Origin of the sequence: Bradyrhizobium xenonodulans (assembly GCF_027594865.1) — a bacterium.
Taxonomy (GTDB): Bacteria; Pseudomonadota; Alphaproteobacteria; order Rhizobiales; family Xanthobacteraceae; genus Bradyrhizobium; species Bradyrhizobium xenonodulans.
On the sequence record NZ_CP089391.1, the window covers coordinates 6,908,764 to 6,930,704 of the forward strand.

Genomic DNA, 21,941 nt, shown 5'->3' on the forward strand with positions numbered 1-21,941 from the left:
CCGGTCAGACCGGATCACGCGAGTGCATTGTCAGTGGCGCGGCGGCTTCGCCTGGATCTGCGGGGCCGGGTCGGTCGAAATCGACACGGCCGAGCCCGATTGCAGCTTGAGCTGGCCGACGGCGACAACCTTGTCGCCCGGCTTCAGGCCTTTGACGATTTCAGCGCGACCATCGACCCGGTTGCCGGTCTGCACGAAGGTGAGCACCGCGCTCAGGCCGGTCTTGCCGTCCTCTTCCTTCTTCTCGGTGATCAGGAACACCGAGTCGCCGTAGAGCGTGTAGTCGACGGCTGTCTCCGGAACGGAGACCACCGCCGGCTTGTCCGGCAACACCACCGTGGTGGTCACGAACATGCCGGGCTTCAGGATCTTCTCCGGATTCGCGACCGTCGCCTGCACCCGGATGTTACGGGTGTCGGTCGCGATCTGCGGCTCGATCGTGGTGATCTTTGCGTCGAAGGTGCGGGCCGGATAGGCGTCGACCTTCAGCCGGACTGACTGGCCGACCTTGAGGTTGCCCGAATCCTTTTCCGTCACCGTGAAGTTCGCCCACAGCTCCGACAGATCGGTCAGCGAGACGATCGCGGTGCCTGCCGTGAGATACTGTCCGACCTCGACCTTGCGGACGCCGAGATCGCCCGAGAACGGCGCGCGCACCAGCTTCTGCGAGATCAGCGCTTCGGTCTTGGCGATGCCGGCCAACGCCTGGTCGTAAGCGGCCTGCGCGGAATCGACGGTCGCTTGCGGACCGAACTGGCGCGAAGCCAGTTGCTTGGCGCGATCGAGCGAAAGCTGCGCAACGGTCGCCTGCGCCTTGTAGTTGGCAAGATCGCCCTGATCCGGCGCGTCGAACAGCTGCACAAGCGGCATGCCGGCCTCGACATGAGCGCCCGGTTCGAACTTGATCTCGGTGACGCGGCCGTTGACGTCGGCGCTGACGTCGACCTGGTGTACGGCAACGAGGCTGCCGACCGCGGTCAGCAGGTTCGGCACCACCTCCGACTTCGCTTCGGCTGCGCTGACCGAGGTCGGCGGCGGCTTGTTGTTGGCGAAGAACTGCTTGATCATCTGGCCACGAAAGTAATTGAACCAGACGAGGCCACCGACCAGCGCGCCCAGCAGCACGCCGACGATGATGAACCAGAGCACCGGCCGGACCGCGCGCTTGGGCGCTTTATCAATGGGTTCGCCCGAAATCTCGTGTTCAGCCGCGATGTTCATGTCATGAACATCCTGCAATCGCCTGCCCCGGGCGCCGAAGCGTGGCCCAGATGCGAAGCAATTGCGGCGTCGTGAAGTCCGCATCAGTCACGTTCTGAATCAGATCGGAGAACATGACTTCGTCGATGCTTGAAAACTGCTTCATAATCCATTGTCACCCTTTTTGGCGAGGTCGCGAGCGGGAGACGCTGGCGTATTTACAGCCCAGCCTCAGCGGGCTGGCCAGACGTGAATGCTCAGACATGATTGTCTAGGCCAGTTTGAGGACCGGAAGCGATCGACCGGCTCCCTATTCGACGGTCACGGATTTGGCGAGATTCCGCGGCTGGTCGACATCAGTGCCCATCACGATGGCCGTGTGGTAGGCGAGCAGTTGCACGGGGATCGCGTAGACCATCGGCGTGAAGGCGGCCGGCATGTCCGGCAGCACGATGGTGGCGAACGTATCCAGTGTCGCCTCTTCAGCGCCCTTGGCATCGGTCATGAGGACAATGTTGCCGCCGCGCGCTGCCACCTCCTGCATGTTCGAGACCGTCTTCTCGAATAGACGATCACGCGGTGCGATCACCACGACTGGCACAGTCTCGTCGATCAGCGCAATCGGCCCGTGCTTGAGCTCGCCCGCAGCATACCCCTCTGCATGGATGTAGGAGATTTCCTTCAGCTTCAGTGCGCCCTCTAGCGCGATCGGGAAGCTCGTACCGCGACCAAGGTAGATGACGTCGCGCGCTTTCGCGATGTCGCTCGCAAGCCTCTCGATCTGCGGCTCGGTGGTGAGCGCTGCCGACATCAGGCGAGGAATTTCAACCAAGCCACGCACCAAGTCGATCTCCTCATCCTCGGACAGTTCGCCGCGCGCCTTGGCGGCCGCGACTCCAAGCACGGCTAGCACTATCAGTTGGCAGGTAAAGGCTTTGGTCGAGGCAACGCCGATCTCGGGGCCGGCCAGCGTCGGCAGCACGGTTTCGCTCTCGCGAGCAATCGTCGATGTTGGTACGTTGACGACGGCGAGCGTGTGTGCCCCTTCCGCCTTGGCATAGCGGAGCGCGGCAAGCGTATCCGCCGTCTCGCCTGACTGCGAAACAAAGATCGCGAGATCACCTCTTTGCAAAGTCGATTCGCGGTAGCGGAACTCGGACGCGACATCGACTTCAACCGGCACGCGCGCAAAGCGCTCGAACCAGTATTTTGCGACGCTGCCCGCATAGCTCGCTGTGCCGCAAGCAGTGATCGTGATGCGCCGGACTTCTCTGAAGTCGAACGGCAGCTTGACCGGCAGCGCAACACGTTGGCAGGCCGTGTCGATATAGCGCGCCAGCGTCTGTCCGACCACCTCCGGCTGCTCATGGATCTCCTTGGCCATAAAGTGTCTATAATTCGCCTTGTCAACCAGGAACGACGACACACCCAATTTCAGCGTCTCGCGGTGCGCGACTGCGCCTTTGGAATCGTAGATGACGCCGATCTTGCGGGTAAACACGGCCCAGTCCCCATCTTCAAGATAGGTGATGGCGTCGGTGAACGGGGCGAGCGCAATGGCATCCGAACCGATATACACCTCGTCATTGCCATAGCCGATCGCGAGCGGGGATCCCTTCCGGGCGGCGATCATGAGATCGCAATGCCCCTTGAACAGGAATACCAGGGCAAACGTACCGCTCAGTCGCGGTAAGGCTTCTTGCACTGCTTTTTGGGGCGAGTAGCAATTCTTCAGATAGGATTCGACCAGATGCGCCACCACCTCGGTGTCAGTGTCGGAAACAAATCTGGCGCCATTCTGCTCAAGTTCAGCGCGCAACTCACAAAAATTCTCGATGATTCCGTTATGGACGACCGCAACATTGTCCGTCGTATGCGGATGCGCGTTGTACTCCGTAGGCTTGCCATGAGTGGCCCAGCGGGTATGACCAATACCAGTGTAACCCGACAGCGGATTGCGACGTAGGCTGGTCTCAAGATTTTTCAGCTTGCCCTCGGCTCGTCGGCGCTCAAGATGATTGCCGTCGAGCGTTGCGACTCCCGCTGAATCGTAGCCGCGATATTCCAGCCGAGTGAGCGCTTCGACTAGCCGCTCCGCAACAGGTGCGCGCCCCAAAATGCCTACAATCCCACACATGCGGATCAATATCCCCCAATTTCAGGAACAATGCCTTTAAAGCCGCTACACTTTTCTTGAGACATCATCGTTGGTTGCGTTGAGAGCCAAGCACGACGGCCCGGCCCACTTCTCAAGAGTTTGGTGAAGCGCATAGCTGGATAGATGATTTCCATCTCCAAGCTGTCGCTCGTACACGGCCCGCAAAAGAGGCCCGGCCGCCTTCGGTGACCGGGCAGAAGTCAGTCTCGGAGGAGACACGCCGTTAGACATTCCCAGCTTCCGTCGACAGTGGGAGGCCTACCGACCGTCTATTTGCGGCGAGGACATTCGCCGCCAACGTTGGCGACAGAGGGCCGATCTCGATTTCGAACGCAATTCGATGTTGTCCAGCGCCCGATCTACAAGAGAATTTGGCAAACAACGACGCAGCCTCTTGGGCTTCGCCTGTCGCTTCCAACCGGCGCGGTGTAACCGCCCAAGCACGTGACCGGACTGAAAATGCGCTTGAATTGATGCTCGACATGCACCGAAAATATTCCTCCGGCTCTAGGCAAAGATCGAACACCATTCTGATTGGCCGAAGGCTTTTCTCCAGTCCGGGACGTTTTCTTATGGGGGATCCTATAGGATTGGTAAAATCGATTGTGTTGATGGGCCGCATCTACACAATGGATAGTTGTCAAAATGCTTCTCACGGCCGGTAGCCATTGGCGACTTCGCGGTTTCGAGACCGCCGGCCTCCATTATTGTACGAGCCGGGCGAGCCCGCGAATTGGTCAAAGAGGTTTGGTATGGCGAGCTGCGCTCAAGGCGTTATGCAGCTCCGGCCCGCACGGGCCCGCCTCAGATGCTCATGCGTCAGAGTGCTGAGCGTTCTTATGTGGCGTACATCGGGTCACTGCTCAAAATGGATCTTCCGGGCTTTCCTGGGGACGCCGTGGATCAGTTGCGGACGCTCGATGTCGAAGCTTCGCTAATCAAAATCCCCGGATCGTCATGAATTCCGATGGATCAGCACGATCTGTACGCAGACGATTTATCGGATGTTCTCGATCTATGGAACCCAGAGCCATGCCGCAAAAGAGCATGAGATGGGAAGGCAACCCGATGAACTCCGCAACGGTCTTGTGCCACAGCGCCCAAGCCTCTTGCTGACGACCATTTATGCACCTCGGTCGGACCGTCGTAGATGCGAAATGCGCGAACCTCGCGGAATACCTGTTCGACGATGGTTTCGTTGGTCACACCCGTCCCGCCAATGACCTGGACGCAGCGATCCGCGACCCGCATGAGCGCCTCACTTACGGCGACCTTCGCCATCGAGCTCTCATTTGTTCCGAGCGATCCCGCGTCCAGGACGCTCGCACACCAGGAGATCATCAACTCGGCTTGTTTGAGGTCGATCAGGTTGTCGGTAAGCATGAAGCCAACTCCCTCGTGGTCGACGAGCGTCTTGCCGAACGCCTGCCGGCGGTTGGCATAGCTGGTCGCGATCTCGTTGGCGCGGATGCAAGCGCCTAGCCAGCGCATGCAATGCGACAACCTGGCCGGCGAAAGGCGGATCTGCGCGTATTTGAATCCCTCACCCGGCAGCCCGAGCATTTGATCGGCCGGAATGCGCAAATTGCGGATGGTTATGACCGCATGACCGCCCGGCATGGAACTGTCGATCGTGTTGGGCACATGATCGATCGTGATTGCTGGATCAGGCAAATCGACCAGGAACATGCAGGCGCCCTCCTCGGCCTTTGCCATCACGATGCCGACCTTGGCTCCGCGAGCACCTGTGATGAACGCCTTGCGTCCATTCACAACCCACTGATTGCCGTCCAGACGACAAGTCGTGGTCATCATCGATGGGTCGGAGCCAGCTTCCCCTTCTTCGGCCGGTTCGGTCATGAAGAAGGCGGACCGAGCGCGCCCCTCGACGAGCGGTTTTAGAAAGCGCTCCTTGATCTCCGGCGAGCCAATTTTGCCCAGAAGGTACATATTGCCTTCGTCGGGAGCCGCCGTATTGCATGCGAGGGGGCCAAGTGGCGATAGGCCTGTCTTGGCCAGGACGATTGCGGTTTCCGCCTGCGAGGTGCGACCCGTCGGCAGGATGTGTAGCGTCAATACGCCCGCCGCCCGCGCCAATTCACGCAACTCGGTGACCAATTCGTCCTTGGGACGGTCATGATGATCACGGCGGGGATCGCGCTCGAACGGGACCACGACGTCCCGAACGAAGCGCTCAACGCGATTGGCAATCTGTTGAGTACGCTCCACGCCAACCCCGCTCATTTCGGTGCCATTCGAATTGCGCCGTCGAGGCGGATTGTTTCGCCGTTGAGCATTGGATTGGTGACGATGGACTCGACCATCTAAGCGAATGCGGACGGATGACCGAGCCGGCTCGGAAAGGGCACCTGCTTGCCAAGCGACGTCTGCGCCTCTTCAGGAAGGGACATCAGCAGTGGTCTGCGAAAGATGCCTGCGCAATCGTCATCACCCGAATGCCATAGCGCGCGAACTCACGCGCAAGAGGCAGCGTCATGCCGACAATTCCGCCCTTCGATGCTGAATAGGCAGCTTGGCCGATCTGGCCATCGAACGCAGCAACGCTGGCAGTGTTGATGATGATGCCCCGTTCCTCACCGTGCGGCTCGGCCGTATGAAGGCGGGCGGCAAACTTCGACAGCATGTTGAAGCTGCCAATCAGATTGATGTTGATGGTCCTGGCGAAGTCGCGCAGCGGTAGCGCCCTGCCGTCTCGATCGATCGCCTTACCGGGCGGGCCGAGGCCGGCGCAGTTGACCAGGATGCGCCCCTCGGCGTTAAGATCTAAGATGGTCACCTTGGCGCCCGCGGCCGCCAGTCGCTCGGCCGTGACGCCTCCGAGACCGGAAGCGCCGCCCGTGACGATTGCGGCTGTTCCCTTTATATGCATGCACCTTTTCCGTTTTCTCGAGGTTCAAATTTCGATGGCCATCGCCATCGCTTCGCCGCCGCCAATGAGCGTACTTGCGTAGCTTGCGATGTCGGCTGGATCTGACATGGAGGCTCCTCAGTGCACTTCGTTGTTAGTCGCGCGCTGCGGCCCTCGGAGGTCTCGCGCAATGACCATTCGCTGGATATCCGATGTGCCTTCGTAGATCTGACAGACGCGCACATCTCGATAGATCTTCGCGATGGCAAAATCTTCCAGATAGCCGTAGCCGCCGAAGGTCTGCAGCGAACCCGAAACCACCGCCTCGGCCGTTTCGGAGGCGACGAGCTTCGCCATAGACGCTTCCTTGAGGCATAGAAGAGCTGCATCCTTCATCGCGGCGGCATGCAACACGAGCTGATGAGCGGCCTCCAGTCTTGCGGCGAGATCCGCAAGACGAAACCCGACGGCCTGATGCGCGATGATTGGCGACCCGAAACTCGTTCGCTCGCCAGCGTACTTTACCGCCGCGTCGAGAGCGGCGCGTGCCATTCCCACGCATTGCGCCGCAATGCCGATGCGGCCGGCCTCAAGATTGGAGAGCGCGATGGAGTAGCCGGCACCTTCCGGACCGAGCCGCATTGCATCTTCGACGAAAACGTTGTCGAACCGAATGGCACAGGTGTCGGATGCGGCCTGCCCCCGCTTGCGTTCGATTCTCTCGACGCTGTAGCCAGGACTGTCGGTGCGGACCAGAAAAGCCGAGATGCCGCGCTTGCCTGCAGCAGGATCGGTTACGGCGAACACGATCGCAAGGCCGGCAGTTCGCCCCGGCGAGATAAACTGCTTCGCTCCGTTTAGATTGTAACCGTGTCCCACGCGAACAGCCCGGGTCCTCAATGCGGAGGCATCCGAACCCGCTCCCGCCTCGGTCAGTGCGAATGCGCCAATCATTCGGCCAGAGATGAGCGAGGGCAGAAATCTTGCTTGCTGCTCCGGCGTGCCGTCCTTGAGTAAGCCTGAAACGACCAGACTGTTTTGAATGCTCAAAATGGTAGATAGCGCACCGTCGGCCGGGGCGACTTCAACAAGCGAGAGTGCATAGGATACGTAGTCGGCGCCGGCTCCTCCGGCCGCTTCGGGCGCTGTCATTCCCATAAGTCCAAGGCTCGCGAGCTCCTCAAACAACCGCGCGGGGTATTCCTTGGCTTGTTCGTAGTCGCGAGCGAAAGGCGCAACGCGCGCCTGCGCGAACTTGCGCACTTCGTCGCGAATAGCGGCTTGCGTTTCAGTCAGGATCACGACGCGCGCCTGTCGATTTTTCGCCCAGACGAGCCCAGGACAGCGAGCGCGACTGCGCTAAGCACTAAAGGGAAGGACAATGAAGTACCCGGCATCATTACATTTTCTGCCGAAATGATCGGCTCCTCCCTGCTGAATTTCCGCGCTTCTGCCCCGACGCCTAAAAGTGATGTTGAGGTCATATTACTGCCAAGCCGCCACATCAAGCCGGCTCCATCGAGCGCAGGGCCAGGCCCGTCCACCTGGCTTTTTATTGATGATTGTCAGCGCTCGAACGCTGTTCGCGATCACTGGGCAGATTTCATGAACGAGCAGCGTCACGCCTGTTTGGCTGCGACACGCGCGCTCGCATCAATGGCAGAACGGATGCTAGTTGGGAGCCGCAGGATCGTCTTTGGCGGCACCAAACACGCCTCGATACCAGACCTTTGCGCAGTGTGACCCTATGTGCTCAATCTCCGCGTCGCTTGGATCTTCCGACGCGAGATCAAATTTCATATAGGCAACCTGCTCCATCGTGGCGCCGAGCACTTCAGCAGCCATTTCAGGATCGAGTTCACGGCTTAGTTCGCCCAATCCCTGAAGGCGAGTCAGCCAAGTCGCGGTGCGCCTTACGAAGCGGCTACGTTCCGTGACATAGAGAGAAAGGAATGTTGCTTTCTCTCCGCGAGCCGCCGCCTCGCGCATGACGCGCAACAGCTTGCGATGTCGGGCATAGATCTTGAGATAAGCGATCGTATTCTCAACGAACTCGGCTTCGGTTGCCTTCAATGATCGGCCCGACCTTCGCTTACTCGCGACGAAGATCTCGTCGACCAATGGTTGCAACACGGCGAGCAGAATCTCGTCCTTATTTCGAAAGTGCCGGTAGAAGTTGCCGTAAGACGTTCGAGCGATCTTGACGATGTCCTGGACCCGGGTGGCCTCGTATCCTTTGCGCGCGAATACGCGTGCGGAGGCGTTCAGCAGGCGCTGACGCATCGCTGCCCCCTTCGCGGTGGCAGGGGCCAACGGCTCCAACGCAGAATCGGTCTCCAGCATTTGCCACCCATAGCACCGCGGCCGCTTGACCACCAGCTCGGAACCCAGTAATATGACGTCAATGTCAATTATTGACTAGGCTCGGATCGTAATCAGTTCAAGGGCCGGGAGCTGCAGAGCTCGCCCGACCCGTCGATGCAGCCAGTACCCCCGTGGAGGGGGGCGTGCTCGGTCGCGGCAATTCCGTTGGAAATCCAAATTTCGCCTCTCCGGTGGAAAGGCGACATTCAGGGATGTGTGATGTATCCGGGCACCCACGCACTAACAAATCCGGGCCGCCCTGCCCTCATCATGACGGCAACCGGTGAGATCGTGACATACGCCGAATTGGAGGATCGGTCTCGACGGGCTGCAAACTGGCTCTTCGACGCCGGCTTGCGGCCCGGCGACGTTGTGGGCCTACTCTCTGACAACAGCTCTTGGATCTTCGATATCTACTGGGCCACTCAGCGCTCCGGCCTGTATCTGATGCCTATCAATTATCGGCTGAGCCCCAGTGAAGTCGAGGCAAGCTCATGAAGCAGGAATTGCGTAATCGGTATTGGTCGGAGAAGGCAGCCTGACATCAAGCGCCTGGAATGGAATGAACCGCTCCAGTCTGCGGCCTCGCCAATGCCCTGTCGTATGTATGCCGCTGAATTTGGTCAACACAACACAACGCCATGCTGCTCCGCAATACGCTCAGTGACTATCGCTTGCCGCTCGATTCCTCCGATGCCGATGCTCTCGGCATCGAGGCTGCCCAGGCAGTGGAGCGCTTCCTCCAGCATAGGCAGGGGACCGCCCCTACCCCGATGGTTTCACTTCCTGGCCTTGCCCGTCGTCTGGATGTCGGATCCATCCACGTCAAGGACGAAGGACAACGATTGGGTCTCGGCAGCTTCAAAGCACTGGGGGGAGCCTATGCGGTCATACAGCTTGTCCTTGGGCTCGCGTCGCAACGATGGGGCCGTCCAGTCGACATTTCTGAGTGGCGCTCACCGGAAGTCGCCACAGTCGCCGCTGGAATAACCTTGACGTGCGCCACGGACGGCAACCACGGCCGATCCGTTGCACAAGGCGCTCAACTCGTGGGCGCAAACTGCGTTGTCTTTGTTCATGCTGGAGTGAGTGATGAGCGCTGCCAAGCGATCGCGCGGTATGGTGCTCGTATCGAACGTGTTCAGGGCAACTACGATGATTCCGTTGCGTCGGCATCTAAAATCGCCAGCGAACGGGGCTGGATTGTGGTCTCCGACACATCTTGGCCAGGTTACGAACGGATCCCTCACCTCGTTATGCAAGGTTATACAGCATTGCTTCGTGAGGCTCTTGGTGCGCTGCCAACGCCTCCAACCCACGTGTTTGTCCAGGCCGGTGTCGGCGGCATCGCTGCGGCGACTGCCGCTCATTTTGCGCTTGTATTCGGAAAGGACAGGCCCTTCTTCACTGTGGTGGAGCCGGATCGAGCCGCCTGCCTTCTCGAGAGCGCCAAGGCCGGCCAGATCGTGAAGGTGCCGCACGACAGACCAACCGTCATGGCGATGCTTGAATGCTACGAGCCATCACTTGTTGCCTGGCGCATTCTCTCGCGCGTTGCCGATGCCTTTATGACCGTCGAGGACGACGAGGCGGTTACGATGATGAAGGCGCTTGCCTATCCCGTCGACGGGGATCCGGCGATCGTCGCCGGCGAAAGTGGCGCAGTAGGTCTCGCTGGATTGGCAAAGGTGGCGGGTGATCCAGCGTGTCGTTCGGAGATCGGGCTCGACTCAAATGCCCGTGTCTTCCTGATCAATACCGAGGGCGCCACTGATCCAGCGCTCTATGAGAAGCTCGTGGGCGCTCGCCCCGAGGACGTGACCGGCTGAACCGACGGAGGAGAGCACATAGCATGCCGAGTTGTCCGACGTTTATGCGGTTTGCAGTGGCCGCGCGTGACCGCTCTGTCTGCGGCGGTCGCGATGAGACAGGGCTTTCGGTTTTTCACATGCCTTGCAACCACCGGCCATTGCATGTGGATTTCAAACACGATTCTCCACTCTGGAATGGTTCGCGATTCCTTCGCCGGTTTGCAGCTACAGTTGATAGCTGCAGTCGCCCGCTCGCGTTTCGCGCCAAACCCAAAGCGAAGTCGGAGGGCCCCACGATTCTACGGAAGCAAGTAGCTGATATAGAAGCGGCAGGCGGTCGCCGGGTCGCGCACGGCAAACCTTGGTATAGCTTTTCCAACCCTTTGTATGCAGCAGTTCGTCATCGAACTGCTATGTCTTAACTCTAACACTCCATCTAAAATTTTGCCGCACTCCCGTGAGCAGGTAAAATCGATTGTTTAGATGAAGCACATCCACACGATGGATAAATTCGCACCATGCGTTTCAACGGCCTCGATCTAAATCTTCTCGTCGCGTTCGACGCTCTCATGACGGAGCCGAACCTCACCGCGGCGGCGCGGCGAATCAACCTGAGTCAGCCGGCCATGAGCGCGGCCGTGGCCCGGTTGCGCGCCTATTTCCGCGATGAGCTCTTTACGATGATGGGCCGCAAGCTTGTGCCCACGCCGCGAGCCGAAGCGCTTGCTGCCCCGGTTCGGGAGGCTCTGTCGCACATCCAACTCTCCATTATCTCCCCCGACGGATTCAAGCCGGCGCAGTCGACTCGTCGCTTCAGGATCATCCTGTCAGATTTCATGATGACCGTGTTTCTTCGAAAGGTCGTGGATCGCGTCGCGCAGGAAGCTCCGACCGTCTCCTTCGAATTGCTGCCACCCGAAGAGGACCCCGATCAACTTCTCCGGCGGGGTGAGATTGACTTCTTGGTTTGTCCGGAATTGTTCATGTCGCACACGCATCCCAAAATGCCGCTGTTTGACGAAAGATTCGTGTACGTCGGCTGTCCCAAGAGCAAGCAGCTAGCTGAGCCGCTTACATTGGAGCGATACTTATCGATTGGACAGGTTACGGCCAGATTTGGGCCGACGATCAGACCTTCGTTCGCTGAATGGCTTTTGCTCGAGCATGATCTCAAGATTCGCGTCGAAGTCGCTGTACCGGGCTTTAGCCTGATCCCACCCCTGATATTGGGAACTGATCGCATAGCGACAATGCCATCGAGGATGTTCAAGCATTTCAAGAACACGATGCCCTTGCGGACGATCCAAGCTCCTTTGCCGGACTTTGCGTTCACCGAATCCGTCCAGTGGCCTGCTCTTCACAACGCTGATCCGGCTAGCATTTGGATGCGCAACATTTTTGTGCAGGAGGCCTCCCGCATCGCATGAGTTCGCCTGAACTTGAATGCGCGTCGAAAATCAACCACAGCACGTGGTGATACACGATCTATCGAGTCACCGACTTGAGACGCATCCGCATGAGCGGTAGCCTGATTGGTATTTTGGCTGTCAGTGCTTGAGCCAGGCGGGATCTTCGTTGTCTACCCGGCCGACTTCGAGCAGGTTGTCCATACCGAATTCGGTGGAGGCTGCGACACCCCTTTTCTCGGAAAAAATGGAATCGGATGACGCCGTCCTCGATCTCCATTCGTCGACGAACGTCCCGCAGCCAGTCTTCGTTTCGCCGAAACACGACACCGTTTACGAGAACGCCATCGCCTGAACCTCAACGCTGGTTCGTGCTCGGTTCGGAGATCAGTGGCTTACCCCCGACCGAGACCGGCCCTTCTGGCTTAGCGGGTTGGACGGCTCGCTTGGCCGGGCTCGAAACGGGATGGGAAGGCAGGGGAGAAGAAGGCGCGAGAAGAACGGGGGCAGCGACGGCCGGTTTCTGCAACAACTCAATTCTCGATGTCAGCGCCTCAATCTGATCTGCCATGCGTTTCAAGTCGTCCTGCTGCGCACCGATGTTACGATTGATCTCTCCAATTTGATCTCTTGCCTTCTGCTGCTCGGACCGAATCTCCAAAAGTGCCTCCCTATCTTCAGGTGACAGGCCTGTCGTTGGGACGACTTCATGAGCCAACGGCTTCTCGAAAAACTCTTCGACACTGATCCAATAATGGGCTGCTCCGGCGCACAGGCCGATGGACACCGCCACGAGCCCGAAGACCGACGCAAAACGTCTTGACGACCTGTGCAAGACAGAGGGTGGTTCCAAGCTGCTCACTTGATCAATCACATTCGTCATCCCTGAGCCTGCCATTCTCATCCGTGTTGGTTTTTCTCGTGACGCGATAAAGGGCAATGGTCAAGAGCATCGGGAGCCGAGCGTGCAGCCTTGCGCAACTTTGTCTGAGCGCATGGTTTTATCCCATAAGGCGCATTAACAAGCCGGCGCGGCGAGGCCCTGATACCCATATTTCCTTGAAACTGAACGATCCGAAGTTGCGATCCAAAGCGTGAGCGGTGCCAAAGGGAGTTGCCATCTTGGCAAGATCGCTCTCGTCGAACTCCAGTGATCTCCTTGCACGAGCGTTATTGGGAGCGCCTGTCCGCTTTCGGCGCTTCTTCGCCGCAAAACGGTTCGGAGCTGTTCGAGAGCGAACCAACAGCAGGGCTGTATGCCTCGCTATCCGAAATTTAGATATCCAGTCGTGGCTTGCACGGGGGCCCGTCGAGTTCAGCCCGTTGTCGCGAGATGCCGGTATTTTCGCGGACAGTCAAATGCAGCTTTCCGCTTGCGCTTTGGCCTGCGAATCGGCGGCTGCATGAAAGAGATCGTGGGTTTCACTCCAGCGCTCCTCAATCGTTCAACGCTTTCTTGCGCAAGACGCGGTATCACGCACAAATGCTGCATCGTGAATAGAAAGACGCAGACTCCAAACCCGGTCTCGAGCCTAACTTTATCGCGACAATGGATAACTTACGTTGTGGGGCCCGCTTGTGCGCAGGGCAACCGTTAACTCGCGTCCTGATCTCGTCTTCAGGGTGTGTGCATTTCATTTGAAGACTCGGACGCCCGAAGAAGAACGCAAGGTGGTAACATAATTGATGGTGGGAGAGGTCGAACAGGTGTCTATAGAATGCGAACGTTCGGCAATCATCTGCCACCGAGGCTTTTGATCGCGGCCCGGGACTCCCTTTGCCGGAATTTACCGGCGTATGGGCTGTCTTCGCGAGACGGGTATTGCATCGTCCTGCCGCCATAGGGACATCATACGCATTCGCCAGCGCAAGGATCGATCCGATGGCGATTGATCGTGCAGACCGGCCCAATTCGAAATGGAGTTGTCAGAAATAGAAGTCACCGTCGGAGTTCAGGCCTGCAAGAATGGCTCGGCTGAGGGCCCTCCACGTTTGCAGGCTTCAATTAAAAAGCCGCGAAGGGCTTAGCTAGGCATATGCTCGATCCGGTCGTGTAAGACGCCAATGAGCATGTCCGCCTTTCCCCGTGAGAGATCAACCTCGCCTGGCGGCACGACATAGCCGCCACAATCCACCGAATGTGCTACGCACAATTTATGCAACTCTTGCATCGGATGAATTCGGGATACGGCGCCGCGGTGTGCGTCGCCGCCGAGGATCTAGCCCCGATGGGGCCGCAGGACTACCCTGCCCACGTGGACCAGCTAAGCCGTGCAATGGCAATTTGAGACGCGGGCCAATCTCTGAGAAGCCGAGCTTCAGGTACAATGCTGAGTTGGGACTGCGGCTCCACATCGGCTGCCTTGGCGCCCCGACTTCAAGTTGGCCCCAGCCTTTTGTCGCCCCAAGGGTAACGGCTGCGTCGATGAGCGCCATCGCAACACCAGATGATCGCTGGTCAGGCACCACGTAGAGCTCAGTGATAATGCCATAGGTTCCGCGCGCAAAGAGGGCGGCACTTTCCGATAGCATGATGAGGCCGACGGGGCGTTCCTCCGTAAAAGCAAGAAACCCCGAGATGCGCTCTTTCATGGCCAGCAGGTCGGCAACCAGTCGAGTATCCACTCCGGCCTGCACGTGACCGGCCCCAAGTTCGGCAAGCAGAGCACTGACCATCTGAGTCACCGTTGCGGCATCATCGACGGACACCTCACTCGTCTTCACCATGTCACATCCTCCACCACGTGGTTCAGCGGCAGCAACGGAGACAGAAGCTGCCGCAGCCATCAACTCAAAGTCGATATGCTGTTACTTTGAAAGTCCAATGACGCTTTCGTTCACACCATTGAGAGGTCGCTAGATTTTCACTTGGCGCTTAGCTGATGGTTCTGGCTCAAGACATAATCGAAACCTGCCTTCCCGCTGATCTACGCGAGCTTTCGATTGTAATCCGGCCTCAAGCTAGAGCGCTGTTTGGCCAACGCAACGGCCGGGTCACCAAACACATTCCGCATCCGATGCGGCGCCCCTATGAGTCGTTCGGTGGAATCCTGCTTTGCTTGGCGAGCTAGATGAGCTCGATCAAACTGGCGGCCAATTGACGCAGGTAGCATTTTGCTCCATGCGAGCGGGCCGGCGGGTGTTTAATGCGACGCCAAACAATCGTTTAAGTGTTTCACGATCGCCGGTGTCAGCACGAGGACACGATGTGAATTAGGTCAACAAAACGGCACGCATGTCGCATCGTGCCGGGTGGATCGGAGTTGTGGAGTTCGTAAGACATCATTCGATCTCATCACCCCACCACTATGAACGAACCGGTTGGCGCCAATAGTCTCAGAGAATGAACTACGGCGCGAGTCGAAGACGCACTCATTTTTGTCGTGGTTGAAAAACCAGCTTTCTTATATTTGCGACGAACGGATCGTTTGTTTCCTCGACCACGGTTGCAGGCATCCCTCGAATTTGGGGGAAGCTAAAGAAGCCTTGGTCGAAACACCATCTTGCGCCATCTCATCGATCCTGTTCTCCGGTCGGAGTCATTCATTGACTTGCTCGAAGCCGCTCATCGAGCCTCGTCGAGCGCGACCAGCTGTAACGTGCCGCAGTGATGGCCGCGGCGGCGTTGCGCCCGACGATCTCGGGAAGGTTTGACGGCCGAACTTGCCGATCAGGAGCACGCCCGCGCAAGCGCAGCAATGATGCGGACTGTCCGCTTTCGCGCCCTTTTTCGGCTGTCGAAGCAGGACGCGACGCCTTGAGCCAAAATGCCGCGAAGGCGTTCCGTGGGCCGTGCCGTGCTTTTGGCCGGCCCGGCAGATCCACCTCGGCCCGGTCATCGAGGCCTAAGCGGTGGAGCATGTCCTTGCCGCGCTCATTTCGACTATCGCTGTAGAATACCTCTACCACTCTCATGGCGTTCTCACCTTCGCCAGAGCCTGGAGCAGTGACGGCACCCCTCTCCCCGTCTGCGCCCAAGACTTCTTGCCGTAGGTTAAGGGTGAAGCTCGCTCAGGCCTCTTCATCCAACCAGCCGATCTTGCTCCTCAGGAACCGAAAACCAAGCACCTGAAAGCTGGCACGCTCCTTGTTGTCCCTGCCATAGCCGTGGCCCCCCGCGGCTGCCTCATACAAATAAGCCTCGTAGCCCATCACCTGCAGTTTCGCGACCATCTTGCGGGCGTGCGCCGGATGAACCCGATCGTCGCGCCGCGTGGTGGCAATCAGGATCGGCGGATAGTTTTGACTCGGTCTTGCCGCATGATAGGCGGAATACGTCTTGAGCCATTCCCACTCCGCAGGCTTGTCGGGATCACCAAATTCCGCGATCCAGCTCGCACCGGCAAGGAGCTTTGTGTAGCGACGCATGTCGATCAGAGGAATCGTGCAAAACAATGCGCCGAACCGCGCCGGATAGCGCGTGAGCATGTTGCTGATGAGGATGCCGCCGTTCGACCCACTTTCGGCGGCTATCCGCCTCGGCTCAGTCACGCCGCGACGCACCAGATCGGCGGCCACCGCCGCGAAGTCATCATGCGACAGTTTCTTGCCAGCAAGCCGTCCGGCGTCGTGCCAACGTGTGCCGAACTCGCCCCCACCGCGCAGGTTCGCCTGTACGGTCGTGCCGCCACGCTCCAACCAGAGCTTGCCCAGGGCCGAATTGTAGTACGGCCTCATCGAAAGTCCGAAGCCGCCGTAGCCGCTCATATGGACCGGCGCGTTGCCGCTCTCCGCGGCGGGACCAGTCTGCACATATGGAATCCGCTCACCATCGATCGAGATAGCCTCGTGCTGCGTAACCACAAGGCCCTCGGGGCTAAACGTCTTTGGCGCCTGCTTCAGCACGATTGGGCTCGAGACACTCCGTTCGATCAGCATCAGCGAAGGCGACGTGAGCGGATCCTGGACACAGGCAAGCAGGTCGCCGTTGCTTTCGGACCGATCGCAATCGAGGGGCCACACGTCGACGACGCCGATGCCGGGAAGGCCGCGCAGCTCCTCATGGCTCCAGCCCGCAGACGAGGGCGTCCAAGTCTCGAATGAAGGGCGCAGCTCGTCGAGGATGGAAAGCACGAGTTTGCCGCTGGCCCAGAAAAATCCCTGCAGCGCGCGGCGCGGGCGCGGCGCGAAAATGACCGTGAAGTTGCGATCGCCGGCGAGAAAGGCCGACAGCGACATGCCAAGCGCGGTGTCAGGCGCGTGGGTGACGCCGGCAATCCTCCATGCAGAGCGCAATTTGACGATTAACCAGTCCCGGTGCGCCTGGAGCCAGATGTCGGAGGGAAGATCGAGCTTCATGCTCGCGCCGGTTTCGGTCCCGGGCCAGACGTCAAGATTGAAGAAGTCCAGCTGATCGAAGAACCAGACGCGTGGCCTTTTTCCAGTCCGATCGACTTCGCAAAAGGCCCACATGCGATCGGGCGTCGTCTCGAACACCACGGCCGCGCGATCCACGGGTTCGCCGCGGCGCCACAACCGCACTGTCCTCGGATAGCCCGATGTGGTTGCCATGCCGTCGCCATGCGCGCTGGACAACAGCAGCGTATCGGGATCGACCCATGTGGCGCTACTCTTCGCTTCCGGCAGGGTGAAGCCGTCGGCCACAAAGCTTTTCGCTTTGAGGTCGAATTCGCGCAAGACGACGGCATCGCTGCCGCCGCGCGACAGGCTCACAATGGTTCGCGGATGATCTCCCGGCAGTGAAGCCGTCGCGTTCAGAAGCCAGTCCTCACCTTCCTTTGCCGCGAGCTGGTCGACATCGAGCAGGATTTCCCAGGACGGGTTCGGCTTGCGAAATTCGTCTAGCGTGGTCCGTCGCCAGAGGCCTCGTCGATTGCTGGCGTCCTTCGAGACATTGTAGAGATAGCCACCACGCCGCGCGATATAGGGAATATTGTCCGGCCGATCGTAGATCGACGCCAGCACGTCGCGATCCCGCTCGAAGGTCGCGCCGGCAAACGCTCGCAACGTCCTGTCGTTCTGCCGCTCGACAAAGTTTAGCGCGCGCCGGCCCTCTATCTCTTCCAGCCAAAGATAGGGATCATCATCGGGAGCGGAGAGCGTTGGCGCTCCAGCTTGCGACTTTGTCGGCGAGCTTGCTTTAGACACCCGTTCACTCCCAGGGCTGGCATTGGCGTTCGCTTTCGATTTGCGATCGAGGTTTGCATGATGTGGTTCGGTCGAGACACGAAGCCTACAACCTGACGCAGCATGCGATTCAAGTTCATTCTTTCGAAGTGAACGCTGCTCCGCAGATTTCATCATTGACGTTGGCGCGGCGCCCTTCAGTTCGCTGGCGAGCTGCAGGTTCGTACTTGGCGCTTTTACAGTCATTCCCACGCATGCATCAGAGGGATTTCGGAAGACGCCGCAAGGATGCGACCCAAGGTCATACGCTGCAAATGGATATTGGCAAAACGGGTGATGGGCGCTGACTTCTGCGTCGCCGTCAACTACCGATATTCGTAATCAAATATGACAACAGCGCGCCGTTGCTGGTCAATGACTTCTACGGTGCAGGCTCGCGCGGCTGCTCCAGAACAATCTTCGCGTCAGCCTCTCAAAGAGTCATGCTGCGCAGCTCCGCCTAGTCGAAACAACAAAAGGGGAGCGCATCACATGAGCTAGAGGGGCGACGCATCCGTGAATGCAACACCGGATCACTAGCACGAGGGTCCGATTGCGCGGCTTACCACGATGCGGATTTACCAGGCCGCTTCGGTGATGAGCAATCATTATCGTTCCAGTACTGTGACACTGAGTGGGTGCCGTGTGAGGGCAATTGACTTGCGTCAGAATTCGAGCGGCACCATCAGTCTCGTGCTCTATTTCTGAGGGCGGTGGTGGGTCTGAAAGGCGTTCACTTCCCTGAACCATGGTTGGAATGAAGATTGGCATTGTCCGATGTACGACCATGTCGGAGACGCAACATCGCTTGTGCGAGCTGATCTTTGTATTTGCGAAGCTTTCTCTTTGGCACAGCTAATGCTTTTGGGGAATGCGCATCGCGTTGGACCGACATAGTCCTGCGGACACGCAAAGACTCTCGATTGGATGATCGGAGAGTCTAGAGCCACCGAGAAATGAAATTTGTTCATCACTCATCCTCATTCCTGACAAACCGAAATGGAGCTTTTGAACAGCCATGCCGATCCAGCAGCTGACGAACTATGTCGATGGCAATAATAGAGCCAAATGCCGAGCGCTTTATCGTGCTTTCTCCTGGGATCTTTGGGTTCGGATGTTGACACGAATCCCAACACCTTCATACCGATCGGCGGCTTGCGTTCTTGCTGCACTGCTCTCCAGTTGCAGTCTTTCGACCGGCAGCGCATTTGCCCAGACGACGCTCACGTCGGCGCCGCCCGCCAGCTTCACGCTCAGCAACGGGCTTCAGGTCGTGGTGATCCCGGACCATCGCACGCCCGTGGTCACGGAGATGATCTGGTACAAGGTCGGCTCCGCCGACGAGACGCCCGGCAAATCGGGGCTTGCCCACTTTCTCGAGCATCTGATGTTCAAGGGCACGGAAAAGCACCCGATCGGCGAATTTTCTAAGACCGTGTTTCGCGTCGGCGGCAACGAAAACGCGTTCACCTCACTTGATTACACCAGCTACTTTCAGCGCGTCCCGCGCGAGCAGCTGCCGACGGTGATGGAGTTGGAGGCCGACCGGATGACCGGCCTCGTGCTCAAGGACGAAAACGTACTGCCCGAGCGCGACGTGGTGCTCGAAGAATACAACATGAGCGTCGCCAACAGTCCCAATGAGCGTTTGAGCGAACAGATCACGACCGCGCTCTATCTCAATCATCCCTATAGCCGGCCCGTGATCGGCTGGCATCAGGAGATTGAGAAGCTCGGTCGCGAGGACGCGCTCGCCTTCTATCGTTGCTTCTACGCGCCGAACAACGCGATTGTCGTGATCGCCGGCGACGTCGAACTCCCTGAAGTCCGCTCGCTGGTCGAACGCAATTTCGGCCCCATCCCCGCTCAGCCCGCGATCCCGGCGCAGCGCGTCCGCCCGCAGGAGCCTGAACCGGAAGCCCCGCGCACTGTCACGCTGTCCGACCCGCGCGTCGAGCAGCCCGTCCTGCAGCGCTTCTACCTCGTGCCCTCGGCGACGACGGTGGCTCCCGGGGAGAGCGCGGCAATCGCCGTGCTTGCGCAGCTGATGGGCGGCGGCAGCAACTCCTATCTGTACCGCGCCCTCGTCGCCGACAAGCCGCTCGCGGTCTCCGCCAGCGCCAGCTATTCCAGCATCTCGCTCGATCCGACCCAGTTCTCGGTCTCGGCCTCGCCGAAAGCCGGCGTCGGCTTTGCCGAGGTCGAGCAGGTGATCGACGGCGTCATCGCCGACATCGCGCAGAACCCGATCCGAGCCGAGGACCTCGAGCGAGTCAAGACGCACCTCATTGCAGGAGCGATCTACGCCCAGGACGACCAGGCGGCGCTCGCGGGCTGGTATGGCGGCGCGCTGAGCACCGGGCTCTCCGTCGAGGACATCCGAAGCTGGCCGGACCGAATTCGCGGCGTCACCGACGTACAGGTCCGTGCAGCTGCGCAAAAATGGCTCGATAAGAAGCGCTCGGTCACCGGCTATCTGATCAAGGACACCAGCACAGCCAAGACTGGCGCAAAGACTACCACCAAGCGCGAGGAGAAACGTTCGTGACCCATCCCTTCCTTCACTCCCGACGCATCGTTCTGTCGTTGGCCGCCGGCGCAGCGCTCACTTTGACTCAGATCTTCCCCTCCGAGGCCGCCGCAAAGATTCAGCGCCTGATCTCGCCGGGCGGCATCGAGGCCTGGTTCGTCCAGGACGCAACCGTGCCGCTGATCGCGATGGAATATTCCTTCGCCGGCGGCTCGGCGCAGGATCCCAGGGACAAGCCCGGCGTCGCCAATCTCGTCGGCGACCTCCTCGACGAGGGCTCCGGCCATCTCGATTCCAAGACGTTCCATGAGCGGCTCGATCGCCGCGCCATCGTGCTCTCCTTCAGCGCCAGCCGCGACACCTTCCGTGGCAGCCTGCGCATGCTGCGCGACAACAAGGACGAGGCCTTCGACCTGTTGCGCTCGGCGCTCACCTCGCCGCGTTTCGACACCGCCGACGTCGAGCGCGTTCGCTCGCACGTGATCGCCGGTCTGCGCCACCAGACCACCGACCCGACGTCGCTGGCAAACCGCAAGTTCCTGGAGGTCGCCTTCGGCGATCATCCCTACGGGCGGCAGACCGATGGCACGCTGGAGAGTGTGCCGGCCATCACGATCGACGACATGAAGGATTATGTCGGCCGCGTGCTGGCCAAGGACACACTGAAGGTGGCGGTCGTCGGAGACGTCGATCCAGACACTCTCGGCAAGTTGCTCGACGACACCTTCGGCGCCCTGCCAGCTAAGGCCAATCTGGCGCCGGTCCCCGACGTCGAAGCTGCAAAGCCGCCACAGCGCGCCTTCGTGCCGTTCGACGTGCCGCAGACCGTGATCACCTTCGGTGGTCCCGGCGTGAAGCGCAACGACCCGAACTTCATGGCAGCTGATGTCGTCAGTCACATCCTCGGCGGCGGGATGTCGTCGCGGCTCTATCGCGAGGTGCGCGAGAAGCGGGGCCTCGCCTATTCGGTGTTCGACTCGCTGCAATGGATGCAGCATTCGGCGCTGTTCATCGGTAATACTGGCACGCGCGCCGACCGCGCCGGCGACACCATCGACGTCGTCGAGAAGGAGGTACGCCGCATCGCCGAGGCGGGCCCGACGCAAAAAGAGCTCGACGAGGCCAAGTCCTACCTCAAGGGCTCGCAGATGCTGGCGCTCGACACCTCCTCCAAGCTGGCCCATGCGCTGCTGCAAGATCAGCATGATCAGCTGCCGATCGATTATATCGAGAAGCGCAACGCCATTGTCGATGCGGTCACGCTGGACGACGCCAAGGCGGCCGCCAAGCGACTGTGGGGCCAGGGCCTCCTCACCGTCATTGTCGGCCGCGCACCGCAAGCCGCGGCGCTGCCTGCCGGCGTTCCGACGCCGAAGTCAGACTGATTGGCGCACGTCGATGGCCGGGCTTGTCCCGGCCATCAACTTCAGTGACGCCGCGTTATTGATATGTATGCTTGGTAATTCTCGGCGCCCAC

General features: G+C 59.4%; 15 protein-coding genes and 1 pseudogene. 5 read left to right on the top strand and 11 right to left on the bottom strand.

The window, feature by feature from the left end; all coding sequences use genetic code 11:
* Window positions 1-30: 30 nt before the first annotated feature.
* The 7 genes and pseudogenes from I3J27_RS32860 to I3J27_RS32890 form a co-directional block, all read right to left on the bottom strand.
* Window positions 31-1,221, bottom strand: coding sequence for an efflux RND transporter periplasmic adaptor subunit (locus tag I3J27_RS32860; protein ID WP_270163047.1), 1,191 nt, complete (start codon window positions 1,219-1,221; stop codon window positions 31-33).
* Between the two features lies 1 nt (window position 1,222).
* The gene (locus tag I3J27_RS32865; RefSeq protein WP_270163048.1) at window positions 1,223-1,366 is read right to left on the bottom strand and encodes a hypothetical protein; all 144 of its coding nucleotides are present in this window, start codon (window positions 1,364-1,366) and stop codon (window positions 1,223-1,225) included.
* A gap of 144 nt (window positions 1,367-1,510) precedes the next feature.
* Entirely contained in the window at window positions 1,511-3,337 is a 1,827-nt protein-coding gene (glmS, locus tag I3J27_RS32870) for a glutamine--fructose-6-phosphate transaminase (isomerizing) (RefSeq protein ID WP_270163049.1), read from the bottom strand.
* A gap of 993 nt (window positions 3,338-4,330) precedes the next feature.
* The gene (locus I3J27_RS32875) at window positions 4,331-5,602 is read right to left on the bottom strand and encodes an acyl-CoA dehydrogenase family protein (protein ID WP_270163050.1); all 1,272 of its coding nucleotides are present in this window, start codon (window positions 5,600-5,602) and stop codon (window positions 4,331-4,333) included.
* Window positions 5,599-6,248, bottom strand: a pseudogene (locus I3J27_RS32880) (SDR family NAD(P)-dependent oxidoreductase). Before I3J27_RS32880 ends, I3J27_RS32875 begins: the two are co-directional and overlap by 4 nt.
* 117 nt (window positions 6,249-6,365) lie before the next feature.
* Complete coding sequence (locus I3J27_RS32885) at window positions 6,366-7,529, bottom strand: acyl-CoA dehydrogenase family protein (protein ID WP_270163051.1); 1,164 nt, start codon at window positions 7,527-7,529, stop codon at window positions 6,366-6,368.
* 369 nt (window positions 7,530-7,898) lie between these two features.
* Window positions 7,899-8,570 carry a TetR/AcrR family transcriptional regulator gene (locus I3J27_RS32890; protein ID WP_270163052.1) on the bottom strand — a complete coding sequence of 224 codons (672 nt, stop codon included), beginning with the start codon at window positions 8,568-8,570 and terminating at the stop codon, window positions 7,899-7,901.
* A gap of 240 nt (window positions 8,571-8,810) precedes the next feature.
* Between I3J27_RS32890 and I3J27_RS32895 the strand changes: the two genes are divergently transcribed.
* The 3 genes from I3J27_RS32895 to I3J27_RS32905 all read left to right on the top strand — a co-directional run bounded on the left by I3J27_RS32895 (window position 8,811) and on the right by I3J27_RS32905 (window position 11,829).
* Window positions 8,811-9,089: an AMP-binding protein gene (locus I3J27_RS32895; RefSeq protein WP_270163053.1), complete on the top strand. Its 279-nt coding sequence runs from the start codon at window positions 8,811-8,813 to the stop codon at window positions 9,087-9,089.
* A 143-nt stretch (window positions 9,090-9,232) separates the two neighbouring features.
* Window positions 9,233-10,420, top strand: coding sequence for a diaminopropionate ammonia-lyase (locus tag I3J27_RS32900; RefSeq protein WP_270163054.1), 1,188 nt, complete (start codon window positions 9,233-9,235; stop codon window positions 10,418-10,420).
* A gap of 500 nt (window positions 10,421-10,920) precedes the next feature.
* A complete protein-coding gene (locus tag I3J27_RS32905; protein ID WP_270163055.1) occupies window positions 10,921-11,829 on the top strand; it encodes a LysR family transcriptional regulator in 909 nt (302 codons plus the stop codon).
* A gap of 337 nt (window positions 11,830-12,166) precedes the next feature.
* On the opposite strand, the gene I3J27_RS32910 is transcribed toward I3J27_RS32905, so the two are convergent.
* The 4 genes from I3J27_RS32910 to I3J27_RS32925 form a co-directional block, all read right to left on the bottom strand.
* Window positions 12,167-12,691, bottom strand: a complete 525-nt coding sequence (locus I3J27_RS32910) for a hypothetical protein (RefSeq protein ID WP_270163056.1) — start codon at window positions 12,689-12,691, stop codon at window positions 12,167-12,169.
* Between the two features lie 1,271 nt (window positions 12,692-13,962).
* Window positions 13,963-14,535, bottom strand: a complete 573-nt coding sequence (locus I3J27_RS32915; RefSeq protein ID WP_027544434.1) for a GNAT family N-acetyltransferase — start codon at window positions 14,533-14,535, stop codon at window positions 13,963-13,965.
* Window positions 14,536-15,351: 816 nt separating this feature from the next.
* Window positions 15,352-15,723: a hypothetical protein gene (locus I3J27_RS32920; RefSeq protein WP_270163057.1), complete on the bottom strand. Its 372-nt coding sequence runs from the start codon at window positions 15,721-15,723 to the stop codon at window positions 15,352-15,354.
* Window positions 15,724-15,819: 96 nt separating this feature from the next.
* Entirely contained in the window at window positions 15,820-18,141 is a 2,322-nt protein-coding gene (locus I3J27_RS32925; protein ID WP_270163058.1) for a prolyl oligopeptidase family serine peptidase, read from the bottom strand.
* A 907-nt stretch (window positions 18,142-19,048) separates the two neighbouring features.
* Between I3J27_RS32925 and I3J27_RS32930 the strand changes: the two genes are divergently transcribed.
* Window positions 19,049-20,482, top strand: coding sequence for a M16 family metallopeptidase (locus tag I3J27_RS32930; RefSeq protein WP_270163059.1), 1,434 nt, complete (start codon window positions 19,049-19,051; stop codon window positions 20,480-20,482).
* Complete coding sequence (locus I3J27_RS32935) at window positions 20,479-21,849, top strand: M16 family metallopeptidase (RefSeq protein ID WP_270163060.1); 1,371 nt, start codon at window positions 20,479-20,481, stop codon at window positions 21,847-21,849. The genes I3J27_RS32930 and I3J27_RS32935 overlap by 4 nt, the downstream gene beginning before the upstream one ends.
* Window positions 21,850-21,941: the final 92 nt, after the last annotated feature.

Bases quoted from the DNA above. Each gene is read 5' to 3' on its own strand.
- I3J27_RS32860 (WP_270163047.1), bottom strand. From the start codon at position 1,221: ATGAACATCGCGGCTGAACACGAGATTTCGGGCGAACCCATTGATAAA.
- I3J27_RS32865 (WP_270163048.1), bottom strand. From the start codon at position 1,366: ATGAAGCAGTTTTCAAGCATCGACGAAGTCATGTTCTCCGATCTGATT.
- glmS (WP_270163049.1), bottom strand. From the start codon at position 3,337: ATGTGTGGGATTGTAGGCATTTTGGGGCGCGCACCTGTTGCGGAGCGG.
- I3J27_RS32875 (WP_270163050.1), bottom strand. From the start codon at position 5,602: ATGAGCGGGGTTGGCGTGGAGCGTACTCAACAGATTGCCAATCGCGTT.
- I3J27_RS32890 (WP_270163052.1), bottom strand. From the start codon at position 8,570: ATGCTGGAGACCGATTCTGCGTTGGAGCCGTTGGCCCCTGCCACCGCG.
- I3J27_RS32895 (WP_270163053.1), top strand. From the start codon at position 8,811: ATGTATCCGGGCACCCACGCACTAACAAATCCGGGCCGCCCTGCCCTC.
- I3J27_RS32900 (WP_270163054.1), top strand. From the start codon at position 9,233: ATGCTGCTCCGCAATACGCTCAGTGACTATCGCTTGCCGCTCGATTCC.
- I3J27_RS32905 (WP_270163055.1), top strand. From the start codon at position 10,921: ATGCGTTTCAACGGCCTCGATCTAAATCTTCTCGTCGCGTTCGACGCT.
- I3J27_RS32910 (WP_270163056.1), bottom strand. From the start codon at position 12,691: ATGACGAATGTGATTGATCAAGTGAGCAGCTTGGAACCACCCTCTGTC.
- I3J27_RS32915 (WP_027544434.1), bottom strand. From the start codon at position 14,535: ATGGTGAAGACGAGTGAGGTGTCCGTCGATGATGCCGCAACGGTGACT.
- I3J27_RS32920 (WP_270163057.1), bottom strand. From the start codon at position 15,723: ATGAGAGTGGTAGAGGTATTCTACAGCGATAGTCGAAATGAGCGCGGC.
- I3J27_RS32925 (WP_270163058.1), bottom strand. From the start codon at position 18,141: ATGACTGTAAAAGCGCCAAGTACGAACCTGCAGCTCGCCAGCGAACTG.
- I3J27_RS32930 (WP_270163059.1), top strand. From the start codon at position 19,049: ATGTTGACACGAATCCCAACACCTTCATACCGATCGGCGGCTTGCGTT.